The organism is Hafnia sp. CBA7124 (assembly GCF_002355555.1).
GTDB classification, from domain to species: Bacteria; Pseudomonadota; Gammaproteobacteria; order Enterobacterales; family Enterobacteriaceae; genus Hafnia; species Hafnia alvei.
On sequence record NZ_AP017469.1, the window covers coordinates 2,852,766 to 2,872,596 of the forward strand.

The following is a 19,831-nucleotide window of genomic DNA, read 5'->3' on the forward strand; positions in this document are numbered from 1 at the left end:
ATTAATTCACTTTGAGTGGGTTTGACCCTTTTTTCTGCGCATTAGTTGCTGGCATTCAAAATCAACAACTTAGATATACCTTCAAAAAAAGGGTTCGTTAGATTTGTTCGATCGTTAGATGAAACATATCCCCGCCGTTGATGAGCACGGGGATATCAACGCGGATGACAAACTAAAACCACGGCACCGTTGCCGTTGCGCTTAATCCATAGCTACTAAATTTGCCCGCCGTTGGCTGCGTTTGCAGTTCGCCCTGACGAATAAACAGATGGAACATTTGCCCAGTAGACAAACTTTTTAGCACGACAAAAGGTAACGAGGTTCTTTGTTCGTTGACATCGAGAATTTGCAGGCGAGCCTGTTCTTCGGTGAGCCAACCTTTTTTCACCGATCTGCGCCGTAGCCTCTCCGCGCTGCTTTTTACCTGCACGCGACTAACCGTTCGGTAGGCCACTTTTTCTGGCACCGCTAAAATGTCGCTACACTGGGTATAATCTCGCAGCCCTTTCAGCCACGGCGTGGCTGCTATCGCAGAGAGTGCCTGCTGTGAACCGTGCAACCGGATAGTATATCCAAGGGTTTTCGCCGCTTGTGGAAAGCTGACACCGATATCGCCTTCACCGTACGCACCTAGGGCACGATGCAATTTAGCAAACAGCGCCGCCATCAGCATCGCTTCGCTAAACTCAGGGTCTTCCAACACGCGGATATCCTGATAAAAATTCATATCAGCCCCTTATTCACCTTTTTCGCCAAATACACCGCCGCGGATCAGAACCGCCATGACATAGTGTTGTTGCTCCGTCGCAGGCTTTTCACCTTTAGTTACCCACTTATCCAGCAGAGTGTAAAAATCCATTTTCTCTTTTGGCTGGCGACAAGCGACGCCGCGACTGGTCACTGAGCCATAAGGTTCCACGGCAATTGCGCCCAGCGATTCAACCATCGGATGCCAAGTATCAATAGTTCGTAGCGCGTTACCCACCTTTTGTGAATGCATCGCGGCAACGTCGCTGACTTGGTACAACACCTTACTTTTTTTGCTATTGCTATCGAGAACCAACTCTTGTGATGGGAAAATTTCCTGCCCTGCTCCTAAATGCACAAAAGCATTCACGGTGAGCAACGCAAAACTTTCTCCACGCAGCCCGGTTTCAATCACCTGCGCCAACGCCCTCAAGTCGCCTTTCGGCTGGCTAAACTCGCGCAGGCTATAATTTTGCGCATCGAATTTCCAATGCTGTTCGCCAGATGAAATATGCACTTCAATCGCTTCCGCGCCAATACGATTACGCCATAGGAAGCGACCATTTGCCAGATTCTCGGCATAGCGTGCTGCCAGTTCAGCAAAACCGTGCTCGGCGATGTAGCCCTCAATCACCTCCTGCAAGGCGGCCTGATACTCTTGATCGTTACACACCGACGGCGTAGACAAGTTACCCAGCACGCGCAGCGTAAACATCACTTTCAGCGTGTCCGCATCCATTGGCAAAGCGGCAACGTCAACGCGCTGTAGGTTAGCTTTTTGAATTTCGGCATCGAGCTTTGTTGGATCGCTGGCAATGGCATTCTTTAGTCGGTTTGAGATGGTGCCGCGCACCGCTTTTTCTTGAATACGTACTGGCTGCCAGACATCTCCATGCCAATTACCCGAATACATTACCGCGTCTGAATTAGCCAGTTTACGTTCAAAAGCGAGTACCGAAGCGGTTTTAATAACTGAAGTTTTAGCCATTTTTCATCCCTTAAAATTCGTCTGAGTAATGTGAATCATCTGGCATAATGTCGTCAGGCAAGGATTGCCCACGGCAGTAATATCCAGTGTCAGTAATGTGATAACGCCAGAACAGCTCATCCGGTTCTTTAATGCGATGTACCCCCCGCCACTCTCCGATGCCATATACCGGTTCGGCAAAGCAGAACGGTGTCTCGTTGTCTCGAGCATTAATCACGGTGCCGGGTTCGTAAAGCGGGGAAATTCGCTGCCAGCCGATCATCAGCGGAACCAGATATCCAGGGCGAGGTTTTTTCAAATATTCCCATGTTGCGCTGTCTTCCTGATCTTCATTTTTTTTCGCCGCCATTTTCAACGCGGCAAAATCAAGCCATGCGTCCATCATTTCCACATCAGGGTTTTGCTGTTTTAGTGCTTGGAAATGCTCGTCAAGCCAAAGTGAACGGTCATACAACGCAAAGCCCGGCATCAAGCTGTAGAGATTGGCGCTTAAGTTGCCAGCGCTACATACCCGAACCTCACGCAATTGCGTAATGGTGCCACCCGCTAGTTTTTGCGTTTGACAAAGATTTTGTAGATGCTCGGCCAGCGCCTGCATACCGACATCACCATTGGCAATTTCACCATGACACTCAATCACGAGAGAAACCGTCATATGCATACGTCCCTCTTCGTTGAACGAGGCGGTTTTGGCCTCTTTGGTCAACGGATTACGAGTGAGAGCAAACTGATAATCACGCCCAGATGAATAAGCATGGGTCTGATGACGATGGCAAATGACACCGCAACCTTCTAGCGTGAGTCCGTGGCTGATTTGCAGTTTTCGAGATAATGCATGCGTGTAACCCAAAAAATGGGTAATGGAGGGAAATCCCCAAGTGAGCCCAGCAACTGCGTTGGCGTTTTCTACCATAATCCACGGTAATATAATGATATTACTCATTGCGGCATCTCCTTATAGCCTGCTCCATTTCGTGCAGACGACGCTTGAAGAGTGGCTGGGTCTGCCATTCTCGGCGCTCTGTTTCCCCGACCTTGAGTTTGTCACACCACAAATGGCTGTTTAACCACTGGGCAAAATCATTGGCTACCGCATCTTGCCAGTCACCTTTTTCGCGCTCGTTAAAAAATGCCTCATCTTTTTTTGCCCGCCACGGATCGAGCCAAAGCTGCTGGTGAGGTTTGAGCTGGCAATTTTCATCTGCTGTCCAGCCCTCAAATTCCCTACGTTGTAGATCAGCCGCGATGTTGAATAACAAGTCGATAAGCTCGTCGATGTAACGGTCGCGCTGCTGGCGAATAGCGTGATTATTGCTTTCTCCCGCACTGACCAATAGTTGAATCAGTCGACGGCGCAACGTGTGGGTTGCACGTTCATATGGACCTCTACCGAAAAGGTTCTTCAATGCCACTGGCGGTTTGTCCTGAGTTTTCCACTGTGGTGACGCTGAGGATAGAAGCCACACACGCCCATTACGCGCAACGTTTAGCAAGGATCTCGTCTGAGGTTTAGCGCTGCAAAAATCCATTACCGCTAAGTTTGGAAATTTCACCAGAGGCTTCGGATGCCATGTCCCAGCCTTATACGCCGCCCTAATCTCTTTGCTTTCTTCGCTAAAACGTAACGCGATCAATTTGTTATGCAAAATCTGGGCTAGAGATGAGGAAAACAGCGGTCCAAGCAGATGGTATCCCCCTTCAACAGGAATATAGATCTGCTTTGCCAGCTTATGAGACGCAGGTGGCTTGGCTATAAGGACGCTAGTAAACCCCGTCATCCAAAACGCAAGCTGCTCGTCGTCTTCCGACAGTTCAGCCAGCACAGAGCTATCACCGCGTTGTAAACAGGCTAGCAGCGAATCGCCCTCTACTTCAGCTTTCAGCAGATTTGCGACATCAAAAACCGCCGCATTTCCTGTAAAATCAATACACTGATTCAAAATCGTTGCGGTAGAGAGATAGCCTTCGTTTTCTGTTGCTTCACTGATAACACTGCTACTTTTTGAATCACCATGAGCAAACTTGGCAACATGAGTAGCCGAACTGATTTGCCCAATACGGTTGACGGCATCCGTTAACCAGTTACGTGTTTCATAGCGCAACGCCACTTCGCGTCGCTCTTGTAGCAAGGTGCTTTCGTCTTCCCCTGCCGCCTGCCGTTTAGTCATTTCTTTATCAAATGCATCGAGTTTTGCTTGCCGTCGTCCGGCAATGTAATCTTCGATAAAAACGGCCAACCTTTGATATGACATACACACTCCTGTCCCTGATACGAATTAAAGAGGCCTAAACACACCCAGTACGGGGTTCCATAACCACGCTTCTGTGTCTTCTTCTTTACTCACACGCAGATTGATTTCGCCATACCGCTCGCAGACATTAGCAAGCGCTATCTCTCGAGCGTCGGCTACGCTCTGTAATACCTGTTCATAATCCATTGCCATCCATGCGGAAACGCCTTCTGCCATATTCAGCTGTTGATAAGTGAATTCTCCGGCGGCTTTCCAGCCTGCGGCACTACCTTCATCACGGAAGAAAAATTTCGGTTCATCAAACTCATCTTCCATACGCAAAAAATATTGCCTTTCAGGCTGAGACTGACGAAACGGCGTGCGGCGTTGCAGTTCGCCATTCCAGTTAACCGGCAGCCGCCACCAGTGCACGGCAACAGGATATTTCCTCTCGTTGCCCATTAACTCCAGCTGTGAACGCCCATGCTCAAGATCGACCAGACTGGTGTAACACTGACCCTCGACGGGTTTTGATAACATATCCAAAATCCGCGGCACCGCATTAATATGCTGATATTGCTCTGGTTGCAGGATCTCATTGAGATCGTGGCTGACGAGTTGAAAGCGTTTTGTTTCAAAACCCGGCTGACACATCGCTGGGGTTTTCTGGCGGTATGCGCGCACGTTTTTATTGAGGATGAGCAAGTTTGGACTTTGTGGAAGTTTCTGCCGATGGCGCTGAATACGCCCAGCAAACTGAATCAGTGAACGCATCGAGCTTGGCTCAATAATGCCCCAGTCGGCGTCCCAATCACGGCCAACTTCAACCACGGAAGTAGCCAGCACAACGAATAAATGATGTTTGGCTATGCTTTGTTCTACCACCCGCCGGATCTCCGGCTTATCCCAGAGTGAGTTATTCTCTCCCGAGCGGGAAAACGCGGCATCGAGCCGTTTTTCCATGTATGAACGCATCACCAACGGATGTTGACTGTGATAAACACAATAGTGAACGCAAAATCCATCAGGCGAAGACATCGCCATCAACGCTTTAGCGGTGGCGACCAACGGATTGATATTCGCCATGCGAACCAGCCCTAATGAGACTGATTTATCCGCATGCTCTTCATGGTGCTTCGCATGCAGCGCGAACATATTGTCGTGGAGAGTCTTTGTTATCGCATCAATGACCACCTCGGTTTTAGACGTCGGTGGTAAAACCGTAACAATCTCTGCCCTGCGCAGCACAGGTTTGACCGGTAGCCGTTTTGCACGCTGTCCTGCAAAATTACAATGAGCGTCATAAAAATCTTTAGGACGACCAAATTCACCCGTGCAGGCGTCATCTTCATCAAACCACGCACAGCAAACATTGAGCGGCAATCCCGGTTCACCACAGGCTTGCTGATAAGCTTGGCGCCCCGTGCAGTAGGCAGAGAATAAAACCTGTACAAACGCGGGCGGCAATGTGGCAGAAGAGAGCAACACACGTCCACCGAGCATTCCCGCCCAGTTCACCAAGCGACAAAGCGCATGCTGATCTTCAATCTCAAAATCATCCGGCTCATCGAGCACCAAATCGCTGGTCAGCAATCGCAGCATCGGGGCAATTTGCTTGCCACCACGCACGCCTTCAGTGGCTGGCATCAGATGATCGATAGTGGCGACCAGCACTGGTGCGTCCACCAATTGGCGCAGCTTAGTGTCCGTTTCCAGCCACTGACGCAGTGGCCCAGTATTAGGTACACCGTCGTAATGCACATATTGATGTGACTCAAAAAGGTCTTTTCCCGACGCGCTGTTATTATCGTCATCAGGCTCGTTGTGCAGCTCTCGCACCGCGCGAGAACCAACCAGCACCGCTAAATCGTCCTCACCCAACCCAAGCCTTGCGCGTAATGCTTCGCCGGTTTGTAATGTAAGCGTACGTAGCCCTAGCGCAACGGTAAAACGACATCCCTCGTCTTCACGTGCAAGTGCATACATGATACGTGCGTTGGCGAACGTTTTACCGCAGCCTGTAGAGGCCATATTGATGCCGAAGAAACCCTGACTTTGCGAACATTCACGTAGGCTTGCAGCCTTATCCCACGCCTTGTTTTGCCACTGGTAACGCGCACCTTTTGCCCTTTCTCGAAAGCCTTTATGTCGTGAAATAGCGGGCAACTGACGGCGCAGCGCGGCGAAAGTTCGTCCCAACAGGAAAGCATGGTGGCTAACGCCAACAACATGCTCATCCAGTTTTTGCTTTAGCTTACCCTCTTCGGTATTTGCCCATGCGTGGTAGGTTTCATCCTGCCAGCCAGGCATTGGTTTCTGCGAGGAATAATGATGATCCGCTAGCATCAAGGCTAAACGGGCAAGGTGCACGGTAAATGTTTGATCAAGTGAACCAAAATCGGGCAGAGACACGGCATGAGCAGCCCGCTTCGCCAGCTGATTAGCTTTATTACGCCAAGTTTGACTGCGCAGCGGCGTACCTTTGGGAAACGTCCAAACTTTATCAAAATCACTTTCGCGCCAATCGCTTTTTTCGTGGTTGAGCGCACTCCAATACACATTAAGTTGATTTTCCAGCCATGTCTTACTGCTGGATAGCTCTGGCTCATTTTTCCCTAAATACTGCGGCAAACGGTGATGAGAAATAATCAGCCAAGCGACCACTCGCGCCAGCGGTGGCAGATTGACAAGTGGGCTATCGCTCTTCTCTTTGCTGTCTTTTTGTAGGCTTGCCAGCCACTCATTTTCGTCTTGTGGTGCTAGCCTGCCCAATTTATCCAACCACTGTTTATCGGTTTGCGTACCAATAAAAGCCTGAAACAGCCGCACGGATATCCACTCATGGCGAAACGGCTGGTAACGATGGCCGCTTTTGCCCTGCAACACCCCTTGAAACAGCGCATTAGCTTTCCCAAAATCATGAAACAACCCAGCAATACCCGCCAATAAACTAATCGCTTCAGCGCTGTGCCACTGATTTTCATCTTGGCTTTTGAGAACATCGCGCATAGTGCGATTTGTCGGTACGGCTCCTTGGGCGTTAAACCGCCGGAGATTTCCTACAATCCATAGCAACTCAGTTTGCCCGCCGCTTTTAATCCAATGACAGGCGACCGCCGTGTTTCTTCTTGCCGTTTTGCGCAATAAACGGCGTAGCGTATTCAGCCCATCCAACGTTATCGCCGTTTGCCATGTACCGTCGCCTTTGCGCTCGGCAAACTGATCGAGGATCCGGCGCGAAGCAACCAGCGCATTTTTGCTGCATTGGGAGATAAGCAAAATATTCATGGCTTGCTCTGGCCGAGCTGCTGGGCGGTATCCTGCAATGTTTCAATCATCGTACCCAAGACTTCTGCACGCTGAAAACTGGTTAAACAACGTTGGCGAAACTCTTGCTCGTCGTCTCCCGCGATTGCAGCAATGAAGGCCTGTGGCAAAACCAGCGCGTCTTTGATCAAATCAGCAATATCGAAAACTAAGCCGCCGCGCCGCGTTTTACCATGCAGCACCGCGAGACCATGCGGTAAGCCAGTAACCCAAGCTGCCACCGCCGCCAGACCATAGGCCAAATAGTTGCCATGATCGAGAAAGCGGTTTGCCATATCAGTGCCGCCGCCTCGCTTGGCGCGGGTAAACTCACCGTATTGGGTTGAATCCGAGGCAAGCTTATACAAGGCCTTCGTCATTACCGCCTCTTGCACCATCAAATCGGTATGATTGGCGCACTTCTCCAAATTTTGCTCATAGCGTTGCAGCAAAGCCTGCAAGCGTGATTCATCTACTCTGAAGCGCTCCTCACGTTGCATTAACGAACCTAACCAATGACGACGAATTTGCTCGGTCCGCACGCGCTGAAAACGCACCGCAGCGGCTAAACGTTTATCGTCATCAAACCAAAAGCTCACCCAGTTTTGCAGGTACTCAGTGGGACGATACTCGCTTTGCGGAGCTAACCACGAGACATCTATCTCAACCTCATTCGCCGCAAATAAGGGCGTTCCCCCTCCGCCGCAAAAACCGACCAATACGCCTGCACGGGCAAACTCTCGCATTGCGGCCTGAGTGACCGAGGTTCCGGTGCCCAACATAACCACGGTGGTATTCGCGATGGGAATATTCCAATACAGTGATTCGCGCCCTTCATCCGTCACATATTCCACTCGACCACCGTTAACTAATACTCGGCAATATTGGAGGTAATAAATATTTGAGCGTTTTGAATGCAGAATAGTTTTCAGATCAGAGGGAGAGAAATCATTGCTGTTCACATCGTTATTCCATCGTTGGAGATAATGCAAAAATACCACCCAACACATTAGGGAAATTTAACTTAAATCACACTTAACGATGCAGTAATTCTTAATTTTGGAATATAACCAGCTTAACGGCTTAAGGTTGATACATAGCCAATAAAATTAAACACAAACCATGGTGAGTTTGTAAGCTGCCTGTACGGCAGTGAACCTTGGAAAAAACAAGTAAATGCATCTATGGATTTTCTAAGCTGCCTGTACGGCAGTGAACGTTCTATCGCGTAGGTTTCGCGCTTTTGATACTTTCTAAGCTGCCTGTACGGCAGTGAACCGACACAGGGCGTGGCGCTGGATTCGATGCTCTTTCTAAGCTGCCTGTACGGCAGTGAACTCTTCAGCTGAAAAATTCCCCTTCCACTCATGTTTCTAAGCTGCCTGTACGGCAGTGAACTTTTCGCATTAAATACAATCCAATCACTGAAATTTCTAAGCTGCCTGTACGGCAGTGAACTTTGCACGGAGATGCGACGCAGTGGAACGGAATTTCTAAGCTGCCTGTACGGCAGTGAACTCGCGAGAGTTGATTTCGATGCCGTATAGGACTTTCTAAGCTGCCTGTACGGCAGTGAACGATATCCATTCACGTGAAACATCGGGATCAGTTTTCTAAGCTGCCTGTACGGCAGTGAACGGCACAGCGTCTACAGAGTATTTTTCCCTCACTTTCTAAGCTGCCTGTACGGCAGTGAACTTGAGCGGGTTTGCAAGCATTTGCATCTGACCTTTCTAAGCTGCCTGTACGGCAGTGAACGTGTGCAGTCAACGTTCAGGCCGACTCATATCTTTCTAAGCTGCCTGTACGGCAGTGAACATCATATCCTGATTAAACACCATAACCCGCAATTTCTAAGCTGCCTGTACGGCAGTGAACTTAACGCAGAGCCAGTAATTAACGGCAGTCAATTTCTAAGCTGCCTGTACGGCAGTGAACGTTCGCCCGCCACACCCTCATGGGCTGAGCCATTTCTAAGCTGCCTGTACGGCAGTGAACAGGTTTGTCTCGGGATGACGGAACTAATACATTTTCTAAGCTGCCTGTACGGCAGTGAACCGTTAGTGCCAGAATTTTTAAAAACAGCAGATTTTCTAAGCTGCCTGTACGGCAGTGAACATATCAGTAAAAAATCCACGCTGGCCCCGAAGTTTCTAAGCTGCCTGTACGGCAGTGAACCCAGTGCATAAAAAAGCCCCTGCATATATTGATTTCTAAGCTGCCTGTACGGCAGTGAACTTAAACTGTTGCTGCTATAATGCAAGCCAAAATTTCTAAGCTGCCTGTACGGCAGTGAACTGATTTTTATGTTTACTGTTTATTGCAATATTTTTCTAAGCTGCCTGTACGGCAGTGAACTCTGATTTTTCGTTTAGATGCTCCATGATATTTTTCTAAGCTGCCTGTACGGCAGTGAACGTTTAATGCCTGGATAGCCATCTGCTCATGGTTTTCTAAGCTGCCTGTACGGCAGTGAACTGAATCATTTAAAATTCCTAATGGATGGGTTGATTTCTAAGCTGCCTGTACGGCAGTGAACTGTAGGATATTCGCAGAAAGCGTCGATTAATCAGATCGGTAGCTCATTTTGGGGAATTTAACCCTTTTTTCTTACGGTTCATTGGAGGAGTGAAAAATCAATGAGTTATCGTGAGGGCAGAAAAAAGGGTTGAAAGAACTTACCAGCGTTTTGCCGCTTGTTGGTCACTGTCGCGGGCGTCGACCCAGCGGTCGCCCTGCTCGGTGGCTTCTCGTTTCCAGAACGGCGCGCGGGTTTTGAGGTAGTCCATAATGAACTCGGCGGCATCAAAGGCCATGCTGCGATGTGCGCTGGTCACTCCAACGAATACAATTTCATCGCCGGGATACATGGCGCCAATGCGGTGGATCAGCGAAATACGCTGTAGAGGCCAGCGCGAACGGGCTTCTGCCACAATTTCATTTAACGCTTTTTCTGTCATCCCAGGATAGTGCTCTAAGGTCAATGCGCTGACGTTATCGCCAAGATTATGGTTGCGCACCTTGCCAGTGAAAGTCACCACTGCGCCATCGTCTTCGCACTGCGATAGCCATTGGTATTCGTCACCAACGCTAAAATTGTCGAGACCTACGCGAATACGGGTATTTTCCATCATTAACCCCCAGTAACCGGTGGGAAGAAGGCCACTTCATCACCCACTTGCAGAGGATGCGTGAACTCCACCAGCGTTTGGTTTACCGCAGCAAGCAATTTGCCCGTCTCCAACGCCAGAGCCCATTTGTCGCCACGCTCGGCCAGCGCAGCGCGCAGTGCTTCAACCGTCGGATAGAGTTCACATTGAAGCTCATCGGTTTCAATCAGCTCACGTACCTGAGCAAAAAATAGAACTTTAATCATGATGCATCCGCCTTAAAATCACCGGATTTGCCGCCGCTTTTCGCCAGCAGACGAACCGGGCCGATAACCATATCTTTTTGCACCGCTTTGCACATGTCATAGATGGTCAACGCCGCCACCGACGCGGCGGTTAATGCTTCCATCTCCACGCCGGTTTTACCGGTTAAACGACAGCAGGACTCAATACGCACACGGCTGGTATCGACTTCAGCGGAAAGCTGAACTTCAACTTTGGTCAGCAACAGTGGATGACAAAGCGGGATCAGCTCCCACGTACGTTTTGCCGCCTGAATACCTGCAATACGCGCGGTTGCAAAGACATCACCCTTATGGTGTTTGCCTTCAACAATCATCGCCAGCGTTTCGGGCTTCATTTCAACATAAGCTTCAGCGCGTGCTTCACGCACGGTTTCTGCTTTGGCAGAAACATCGACCATGTGGGCTTCACCGGCCGCATTGATATGGGTAAGTTGGCTCATAATTTTCTTTTAGATTAATAACGAGTTAAGGCAACGTTAGCCGCCGATGAAGGAAAGGTTCTGCGTATGCCCGATGTTGCCATCATGCAAGAAATGCGTTTGCTTTTTATGCCGCAAACCGCCTTGGATACGCATTTTCAGCTCATCAAGATGTTCATCGCCCGCCAATAGATCGCGTAACGGAATGCCAGACTCTCCGAACAAACACAGGTGCAGATTACCGATGGCAGACACTCGCAGGCGGTTACAGCTGGCGCAGAAGTCTTTTTCATAAGGCATGATCAGCCCGACTTCGCCCAGATAGTCAGGATGGCTGAAAACCTGTGCAGGGCCATCGCTGCGAGAGCGTTCTTGGCGCTGCCAGCCGAGGGCCAGCAATTGATCGCGGATGACTTCGCCTGAAACATGATGTTTGCGGAATAAATTGCCGCCGTCCCCGGTTTCCATCAGCTCAATAAAGCGCATTTGAATCGGGCGGGTTTTAATCCAGTTAAGAAAACCGTTCAGGCTGCGATCGTTCACGTCGCGCATCAGCACGGTGTTCACTTTCACCTTTTCAAAACCGGCATCAAACGCCGCGTCAATGCCCTGCATCACCTGCTTGAGTTTATCTTCACCGGTGATGGCGTGAAACTGCCGGGCATCGAGGCTATCCACGCTCACGTTAACCGCCGTTAGACCGGCATCGCGCCAATCAGCAATATCACGCGCCATACGATAGCCGTTAGTGGTGACCGCCAGCGTTCGAATCGATGGGTTTTCACGTACCGCAGAAATGATGTCGACAAAATCGCGACGCAAGGAGGGCTCACCGCCGGTTAAACGCACCTTCTCGGTGCCCAATTCGGCAAATGCACGACTGACGCGGCGGATCTCATCGAGAGATAAGAAGCTTTTGTTGGCATGACCATTCGGTTTGTAGCCGTCTGGCAGGCAGTACGTACAGCGAAAATTGCATACGTCTGTGATCGAAAGGCGCAAGTAATAAAACTTACGCTCAAATGCGTCAGTCAGTTGGAGCATTGTTAACACCTTTCCAATTCGGGAGGCACAGGCATTTCTACCTTGTACCCTGGTGGCTTATAGCCACGGCCCAGACACCGTATCAAGTGGAAAACAGCTGTTTTCGACTAAACTTAGGTAAAAGGGCTAGGAGTTCAGACGCCATGAGAGCATTAACGCTCACACCACACCTATGAATAATTCATTAAATTCTAGCGTTTATTTTATGGCTTACCAAACATATCTCGCTGTATAATTTCATATATAACGCTTTTATGTCAGTAACTTAGGAACAGAATACACTAGTTACGGCCCCACTATACTTGATATAAATCACGCAAATAAGTCTGGGTTTCGCCTTTTTCAGTGTGATCCGGTACTTTACTCACAGTTTATTTTCATTTTGTAGGATTTTTATGCGAAACCGCGCTTTAGCCGACCTCGATAAGGTCGTCGCTTTGGGAGGCGGACACGGTCTTGGCCGCGTCATGTCAGCCTTGTCTCCTCTGGGTTCACGTTTAACCGGCATTGTCACCACCACGGATAACGGCGGCTCCACCGGGCGTATTCGCCGCTCGGAAGGCGGTATTGCGTGGGGCGATATGCGTAACTGTTTGAATCAGCTGATCACCGAGCCCAGCGTGGCTTCTGCCATGTTTGAATATCGTTTTAACGGTAACGGTGAATTAGCGGGGCATAACCTTGGAAATCTGATGTTAAAAGCATTAGATCACCTGAGCGTGCGTCCGCTGGAAGCGATTAACCTGATCCGCAGTTTGCTCAAGGTTGACGCTTCGCTTATTCCAATGTCAGAACAGCCAGTCGATCTCAACGCCATCGATCAAGATGGCCACGTAATTTATGGCGAAGTGAACATCGACCAGCTTAAAGAAATGCCTGCGCAGCTGATGCTTGAACCACAGGTACAGGCAACGCGTGAAGCTGTTGACGCCATCGAAAAAGCCGATCTGATCCTGATTGGCCCTGGCAGTTTCTTAACCAGCCTGATGCCTTTATTGCTATTGGAAGATCTGACGCGTGCCCTGCGCCGCACCCGCGCGCATATGATTTACATCGGTAATCTAGGAAAAGAGCTGAGCGTTGCGGCGGCAGCCCTAACCCTGCCCGATAAGCTGCGCATCATGGAAGAAGCCATCGGCGGGCATGCTATCGACGGCGTTGTCGTGGGACCAAAGGTCAACATCCAAGGAATGGAAAACCGCGTGGTGGTGCAGGAAATGCTGGAAGCCAGCGATATTCCCTATCGCCACGATCGCGATCTGCTGCGCATGGCTATTGAGAAAGCGTTACAGCAGTTGAGTTAACTTGCGATTATCAGTAATACATCAGCCCTGAGCAGCCCAACGCCCGCTCGGGGCTTTTTTTCACCACAACGCATTGCCTTAATCACGCATCACAGCGTTTCTGTCGGCTTTAACCATTCATAATTGCCATAAGGCGATTGCCCTGTGAGCCATCGGCGCAGCATATCCAGCGCTAGCATTGCCGTCATTTCCTGACGAATACGTTGGCTGTGACGCTGTGAGCTATACACCATCGTTTGGCCGAAAGTATCTTGTGCCGAATGCAGCACTACGCTGATGCAATCGTCTTGCAGTTCGCCTATTGCAATCGTTAAATCCACGCCGCTGTGAGTCGCTAAAATACGTGCCCGCGATGCGACCTCTTTCAAGCTGCTGTTACCGCTGTGTTCTGGGAGTTCACCATTACCCAAAGGCGCATCGGCAGAACGTAACTGCCAGCTTAACAATCCGGCGGTAAATTGCTCGCTCAGGGCCAAACGTAGCCCGCGCTCACGCAGAAGAACAGCAACGTCGTGCGGCAAGCCCGCCGTGCCTTCAAACACACAGTTTTCGCCCGCAACCGCGCGCACATGCTGCCAAGTTTCAACCATCGCTTCGCACTGGGAAGACGGACCTGTCAGTTTTAATTCGATGATTGGCATCGACGAGCGATAGCCCAACGTGGTGTTTGGCGGCAGAGGTAATGAGTCCAGTTGCTGCGCTAAACCGCTTTCGGAGCGGCCAAACGTCGTCAGTCGTAAACAAAGCGGTGGCTCCGATAGCGTAAAGCGCTGACGCAAACGCGGCAAAATTTGCTTTTCGACCATCACTTTAAATTCAGAAGGCACGCCCGGCGTAAAGAAAATCCAGCAACCGTTGAGCTGGATAGCAAAACCGCAGGCGGTGCCGACCGGATTATCAATCATCTCGGCGCTGGCTGGGATCATCGCCTGCTTGCGATTGCTATCAGACATCGGACGCCCGCGTGAAGCAAAATAAGCTTCCATCTGTGCGATCCACTCAGGATGCTCAACCAGTCGCTCGCCTAGAGCGTCTGCTGCAGCCTGCGCGCTAAGGTCATCGCTGGTCGGCCCTAAGCCGCCATTCACGATAAGAACGTCAGCATATTGGCTACGCAACTGTAGAGTGGACACTAAATCTTCCAGTGCATCACCGACGGTGCTGCGCGCACGCATCGGGATCCCCTGCTGAAAGAGATAATCTGCCAGCCATGCGGAATTCGTATCAATGATTTGGCCGTGCAATACCTCGTCACCCGTACAGAGCATTTCTAGACGTAGCATACGCCTCTCCTGAAATTTATGACCACCGTAAAGCACCCACTTTAGAAACTGCGCTATCACAACACAATGCTTTATTGAGATAATTTAGCGCGAAATTATATGTAATTATTTATTTACACTAAATGTAACGCCAGTTTGACGAACTGAATATTTTCCCTTAATCTGCGGGTCATAAATAGTAATGGATCGTCTTAATGCAGAGGAAAGCGTGAAGAATCGCACTCTTGGCAGTATTTTCATCGTTGCGGGCACCACAATCGGAGCGGGAATGTTGGCCATGCCGCTTGCGGCAGCCGGCGTAGGATTCGGCACGACCTTTATCATGCTGGTCAGCCTGTGGGCATTAATGTGCTACACCGCCCTGCTGCTGGTTGAAGTTTATCAACACGAATCTGCGGATACGGGTTTAGGCACGCTGGCCAAACATTATCTGGGCCGGTCTGGGCAGTGGTTAGCCGGAGCCAGCATGCTGTTTTTAATGTATGCGTTAACGGCGGCTTATATCAGCGGCGCGGGAGAACTCCTCGCCTCCAGCCTAAGCCAATGGCTATCCCTTGAGATTAAGCCTAGCGTGGGCGTCCTGCTGTTTACCCTCATCGCTGGCGGCGTTGTCTGCATCGGCACCCACTCGGTTGATATGTTTAACCGCGTACTGTTTACGGCCAAAATTGTATTGCTGGTCATCATGCTCACGCTCATGATGCCGCATATTCATCAGGCTAACCTTCTCACGATGCCATTGGAAAAGGGACTTGCACTCTCTGCGATCCCCGTCATTTTTACCTCGTTTGGCTTCCACGGTAGCGTGCCAAGTATTGTCAGCTACATGAACGGCAATCTGCGCAAACTGCGCTGGGTATTCATCACCGGTAGCGCCATCCCACTTATCGCTTATATTTTCTGGCAGCTTGCGACGCTGGGTTCGATTAGTTCTTCGACTTTCGTCGGTATCCTTGCCGCGCAGTCAGGCTTAAATGGTTTGTTACAGGCGGTGCGCGAAGTCGTTGCAACCCCACATGTTGAGCTTGCCGTTCATCTGTTTGCGGATTTAGCGCTGGCGACCTCTTTCCTCGGTGTGGCGCTGGGTCTGTTTGATTATTTGGCCGATCTGTTCCAGCGCAGCAACAAAGCTTCTGGACGTGCGCAAACGGGCTTAATGACGTTTCTGCCCCCGTTAGCTTTTGCCCTGTTCTACCCACAAGGCTTTGTGATGGCGCTGGGCTATGCGGCGGTTGCATTGGCGGTATTGGCGTTGCTGATCCCATCTATGCTGGTGTGGCAAACGCGTAAGCATCATCCTCAGGCGGGATACCGCGTTATGGGAGGTAAGCCTGCGCTGGTGTTGGTTTTCCTGTGCGGTCTTTGCGTGATTGCCATTCAGCTATCAATTGCATCTGGGCTATTGCCAGCTGTCGGTTAAATTTGATAGGGTAAAAAGATGAATAGCATAATCCGAACTTCTCAGGTTGCCCGTTGGTGGCGCTGCATCTAGCGGCGGCACAGGATTCTGTTGATTCAAACATATCTTATACAAGCCGCCGGAGGGCGGCTTGTGACATTTTAGGACGCGCTCCGGCTACGATTTTTCAGGAGCGTTACCATGTCCGACCTTCAGACTCATTCAGCATCACACACTATTCTCACCGGCGATCGTCCAACAGGCCAACTGCACCTTGGGCATTACATCGGCTCACTGCGCCAACGTGTCGCGTTACAGGATCTGTATCCGCAGTTTGTTCTGATTGCCGACCTGCAAGGATTAACCGACAACGGTAGTAATCCGCAAAAAATCTCCCACAACATTTTCGAAGTGATGGCTGACTATCTCGCGGTGGGTATCGACCCGGCAAAAACGACGATCTGTTTGCAATCCGCTCTGCCCGCGCTGGCAGAGCTCACCATGTTGTATATGAATATCGTTAGCGTGGCGCGCGTAGAGCGCAACCCTACGGTGAAAGCCGAAATTGCCCAGAAAGGATTTTCACGCACCCTGCCCACCGGTTTTTTGGTTTATCCCATCAGCCAAGCTGCCGATATTACCGCGTTCAAAGCTGACCGCGTGCCGGTAGGTGACGATCAGTTGCCGATGCTGGAGCAGACCAACGAAATCGTGCATAAGATGAATAGTTTATTACCGGAACCCACTTTGGTGCCTTGTCAGGCGATGCTCAGCGCAGTGAGCCGTTTACCGGGCATTGATGGCAACGCCAAAATGTCAAAATCATTAGGCAATACCCTGACCTTGGGTGCCAGCGCCGATGACATCAGCAAGGCCGTTCATGCCATGTATACCGACCCCAATCACCTGCGCGTCAGCGATCCTGGGCAAATCGAAGGCAACGTGGTGTTCACCTATCTGGACGCATTCCATCCAGACACCGCCCAGGTTGCCGCCATGAAGGAACACTACCAGCGTGGCGGGCTGGGCGATCGTCAGTGTAAGCAGGAGCTTGAGGCGTGCTTACAGGCATTGCTGGAGCCTATCCGTGAACGGCGTCTTCAGTTCAGCGCAGATAAAGCAGCGTTGATGGAAATCTTGCAGGCAGGCACCGAAAAAGCGCGTGAAGTCACTCAACAAACACTTGCCGAAGTGAAACGCGGCCTCGGTTTACCTGTGATGTTTTGAACCCGTTACGTTTTGAAACCATTACGATTTGAAACAAAAAAGCGCCTGATAATAGGCGCTTTTGAAAAGCCATCGTAATGGTTTAGAAACCGATACCGGCCCCGACATAAGCACCATCGGCCACAACGTTATTACGATCGCCGTCTTTGCCTGACATTTCAATATAGCGATAGCCAACATCAATCGTCACAGGGCGAATGACGCTCCAGCGCAGACCCGCGCTCGCTTCTTTGTAATCGTTAATGCCGCTGGACAACGAATCTGGTGAATAGTATCCCTCACCGTACAGAGAGAAACTTTTGGTTAATGGCCACTGTAGACCACCACCAACGGCAATCGCATACCCATCGCTGCCATCTTTTTGCGGATTGAGGTAGAGCGCTTTGCCCCCTACGTTGGCAAGGAATGGTCCTAACGGCAGATTAATGCCCAAACCAAGGCCAGCAACATCACCGTCGTCGTCGTTATGCGCCCAATTCAGCGTGGAATACAAACCGGATGAATCCGTGCCAAATCCCGCTTCAACGTTCGTGTAGTGCTCACCCGCTTGCCCATGAATACTAATAGCATTTGCTGCCGTTGCAGAAAAAAGAGCGGCACATGCGCAGCCCAAAACAATCTTCTTCATCTAGTGATTATCCTTAAAAAAATAGCCCGGTTCTCAGGTTCCGGTGCGCGAGAGTTTAAACCAATCATCAACGAGAACCAGAGAAAACTTCTCTAAGTTTTGTAAAAAAATTAAGCAATTATGTGTCTGATAACTTTTAGCAATCTGGTTAATAACCCTTAACTATTTGCGTGAGATCATTAAGAGGTCTACAAATATTGATTAGATTGGTTCACGGAACACTTATGGAAAGCCGGTTTTCCCAGAGCAATCTTTTATGTCAGCTACATATTTTGGATTTAGCTGAAGAGCAATACCTGAGTGATAGGCACCTAAGCACGTCTGCCCTGAAACGAAAGGTATCACCCGGTTGAAGCAATTCACTGACTCTTGATGAAGGAGAGAAGTAATGAGCAAAAAAGGACTGACCACCGCCGCAGGCGCCCCCGTTGTTGACAACAACAACGTCATTACAGCAGGACCACGCGGCCCAATGCTGTTACAGGACGTCTGGTTCCTCGAGAAACTGGCCCACTTTGATCGTGAAGTCATCCCTGAGCGTCGTATGCACGCTAAAGGTTCTGGCGCACACGGTACATTCACCGTCACTCACGATATTTCCAAATACACACGCGCAAAAATTTTCTCTGAAATCGGCAAACAAACTCCGATGATGGTGCGTTTTTCAACCGTCGCCGGTGAACGTGGCGCTGCCGATGCAGAACGCGACATTCGTGGCTTCGCCATGAAGTTTTATACAGAAGAAGGTAACTGGGATCTGGTCGGTAACGACACGCCGGTCTTCTATCTGCGCGATCCGCTGAAATTCCCTGACCTGAACCACGTGGTAAAACGTGACCCACGCACCAACCTGCGTAACCCAGTCTACAAATGGGATTTCTTCTCGCAGCTGCCGGAAGCTTTCCACCAGCTCACCATCGACTTCAGCGATCGTGGCTTGCCTAAGTCCTACCGTCACATGCATGGTTTTGGTAGCCACACCTTCAGTTTTATCAATGCCGACAATGAACGTTTCTGGGTTAAATTCCATTTCCGTTGCCAGCAAGGCATTGAAAACCTGATGGATGATGAAGCTGAAGCGCTAGTCGGTAAAGACCGCGAAAGCTCACAGCGCGATCTGTTCGATGCTATCGAACGCAAAGATTTCCCTCGCTGGAATCTGCAGGTGCAGATCATGCCAGAGAAAGAAGCGGCGCAAACGCCTTATAACCCATTTGACCTCACCAAGGTATGGCCACACAAAGACTATCCACTGATTGATGTCGGTTACTTCGAACTGAATCGTAATCCAGACAACTATTTTGCGGAAGTCGAACAGGTTGCCATGAACCCAGCCAACGTCGTGCCTGGGATCAGCTTCTCTCCAGACAAAATGTTGCAGGGCCGTCTGTTCTCCTACGGCGATGCGCACCGCTACCGTTTAGGCGTCAACCATCATCAAATCCCAGTGAACGCACCACAGTGTCCGTTCCACAACTATCATCGTGATGGCGCGATGCGCGTTGACGGCAACAGCGGCAACGGTGCAACCTACGAGCCAAACACCTTTGGTGTATTCCAAGAGCAGCCTGATTTCAGCGAACCACCGTTGAGCATCGAAGGTGCCGCGGATCACTGGAATCATCGCGAAGATACCGACTACTACACTCAGCCTCGTGCGCTGTTTAACTTACTGAGTGAAGAAGAACATCAGCGTATGTACACCCGTATCGCGGGTGAGCTGTCTCAGGTGCCTGAAGCTATTCAGAAACGTGCTCTGTGCCACTTCGCGCAGATCCACCCTGACTACGCGGCCGGTATCATGAAGGCATTAGGCCAATAATCGTTCTCTTTCATGTTT

16 protein-coding genes, 1 CRISPR repeat array and 1 riboswitch are annotated in these 19,831 nt (G+C 50.2%); of the genes, 4 read left to right on the forward strand and 12 right to left on the reverse strand.

Going from position 1 to position 19,831, the window contains the following annotated elements:
• Positions 1-172 precede the first annotated feature (172 nt).
• The 10 genes from cas6f to moaA form a co-directional block, all read right to left on the reverse strand.
• Complete coding sequence (gene cas6f / locus CPY98_RS13240) at positions 173-727, reverse strand: type I-F CRISPR-associated endoribonuclease Cas6/Csy4 (protein WP_096388031.1); 555 nt, start codon at positions 725-727, stop codon at positions 173-175.
• A 9-nt stretch (positions 728-736) separates the two neighbouring features.
• Positions 737-1,735, reverse strand: a complete 999-nt coding sequence (gene csy3, locus CPY98_RS13245; protein ID WP_096388033.1) for a type I-F CRISPR-associated protein Csy3 — start codon at positions 1,733-1,735, stop codon at positions 737-739.
• Positions 1,736-1,745: 10 nt separating this feature from the next.
• On the reverse strand, positions 1,746-2,678 hold the full coding sequence (gene csy2, locus CPY98_RS13250) for a type I-F CRISPR-associated protein Csy2 (protein WP_043494058.1): 933 nt from the start codon (positions 2,676-2,678) through the stop codon (positions 1,746-1,748).
• Positions 2,671-3,987: a type I-F CRISPR-associated protein Csy1 gene (gene csy1 / locus CPY98_RS13255; RefSeq protein WP_043494060.1), complete on the reverse strand. Its 1,317-nt coding sequence runs from the start codon at positions 3,985-3,987 to the stop codon at positions 2,671-2,673. The genes csy2 and csy1 overlap by 8 nt, the downstream gene beginning before the upstream one ends.
• A gap of 24 nt (positions 3,988-4,011) precedes the next feature.
• Positions 4,012-7,254 carry a type I-F CRISPR-associated helicase Cas3f gene (gene cas3f / locus CPY98_RS13260; RefSeq protein WP_096388035.1) on the reverse strand — a complete coding sequence of 1,081 codons (3,243 nt, stop codon included), beginning with the start codon at positions 7,252-7,254 and terminating at the stop codon, positions 4,012-4,014.
• Positions 7,251-8,234 (reverse strand): type I-F CRISPR-associated endonuclease Cas1f, encoded by a 984-nt coding sequence (cas1f, locus tag CPY98_RS13265; protein ID WP_231899413.1) that lies wholly within the window; start codon positions 8,232-8,234, stop codon positions 7,251-7,253. Before cas1f ends, cas3f begins: the two co-directional genes overlap by 4 nt.
• A gap of 168 nt (positions 8,235-8,402) precedes the next feature.
• Positions 8,403-9,811: a CRISPR direct-repeat array (repeat unit 28 nt; unit sequence TTTCTAAGCTGCCTGTACGGCAGTGAAC).
• 139 nt (positions 9,812-9,950) lie between these two features.
• A complete protein-coding gene (gene moaE, locus CPY98_RS13270; protein ID WP_025798003.1) occupies positions 9,951-10,403 on the reverse strand; it encodes a molybdopterin synthase catalytic subunit MoaE in 453 nt (150 codons plus the stop codon).
• Between the two features lie 2 nt (positions 10,404-10,405).
• Positions 10,406-10,648: a molybdopterin synthase sulfur carrier subunit gene (moaD, locus tag CPY98_RS13275; protein WP_025798000.1), complete on the reverse strand. Its 243-nt coding sequence runs from the start codon at positions 10,646-10,648 to the stop codon at positions 10,406-10,408.
• Complete coding sequence (gene moaC / locus CPY98_RS13280; RefSeq protein ID WP_043494066.1) at positions 10,645-11,127, reverse strand: cyclic pyranopterin monophosphate synthase MoaC; 483 nt, start codon at positions 11,125-11,127, stop codon at positions 10,645-10,647. The genes moaD and moaC overlap by 4 nt, the downstream gene beginning before the upstream one ends.
• A gap of 36 nt (positions 11,128-11,163) precedes the next feature.
• The gene (gene moaA, locus CPY98_RS13285) at positions 11,164-12,150 is read right to left on the reverse strand and encodes a GTP 3',8-cyclase MoaA (protein WP_040044673.1); all 987 of its coding nucleotides are present in this window, start codon (positions 12,148-12,150) and stop codon (positions 11,164-11,166) included.
• A riboswitch (molybdenum cofactor riboswitch) is annotated at positions 12,141-12,295 on the reverse strand. It overlaps the preceding gene by 10 nt.
• A gap of 250 nt (positions 12,296-12,545) precedes the next feature.
• Between moaA and yvcK the strand changes: the two genes are divergently transcribed.
• Positions 12,546-13,454 carry a uridine diphosphate-N-acetylglucosamine-binding protein YvcK gene (gene yvcK, locus CPY98_RS13290; protein WP_096388039.1) on the forward strand — a complete coding sequence of 303 codons (909 nt, stop codon included), beginning with the start codon at positions 12,546-12,548 and terminating at the stop codon, positions 13,452-13,454.
• A gap of 89 nt (positions 13,455-13,543) precedes the next feature.
• Here the strand turns inward: yvcK and CPY98_RS13295 are convergent, their stop codons facing one another.
• Positions 13,544-14,737 (reverse strand): nicotinamide mononucleotide deamidase-related protein YfaY, encoded by a 1,194-nt coding sequence (locus CPY98_RS13295; RefSeq protein WP_096388041.1) that lies wholly within the window; start codon positions 14,735-14,737, stop codon positions 13,544-13,546.
• Between the two features lie 208 nt (positions 14,738-14,945).
• Here CPY98_RS13295 and tyrP point away from each other — a divergent pair, with 208 nt between their 5' ends.
• Positions 14,946-16,157, forward strand: a complete 1,212-nt coding sequence (tyrP, locus tag CPY98_RS13300; protein WP_025797991.1) for a tyrosine transporter TyrP — start codon at positions 14,946-14,948, stop codon at positions 16,155-16,157.
• 180 nt (positions 16,158-16,337) lie between these two features.
• Positions 16,338-17,363 (forward strand): tryptophan--tRNA ligase, encoded by a 1,026-nt coding sequence (trpS, locus tag CPY98_RS13305; protein WP_096388043.1) that lies wholly within the window; start codon positions 16,338-16,340, stop codon positions 17,361-17,363.
• 82 nt (positions 17,364-17,445) lie between these two features.
• Here trpS and CPY98_RS13310 read toward each other — a convergent pair whose 3' ends face one another.
• Positions 17,446-17,991 (reverse strand): YfaZ family outer membrane protein, encoded by a 546-nt coding sequence (locus tag CPY98_RS13310; protein ID WP_025797986.1) that lies wholly within the window; start codon positions 17,989-17,991, stop codon positions 17,446-17,448.
• A 388-nt stretch (positions 17,992-18,379) separates the two neighbouring features.
• Between CPY98_RS13310 and CPY98_RS13315 the strand changes: the two genes are divergently transcribed.
• On the forward strand, positions 18,380-19,813 hold the full coding sequence (locus tag CPY98_RS13315; RefSeq protein ID WP_025797984.1) for a catalase: 1,434 nt from the start codon (positions 18,380-18,382) through the stop codon (positions 19,811-19,813).
• Positions 19,814-19,831: the final 18 nt, after the last annotated feature.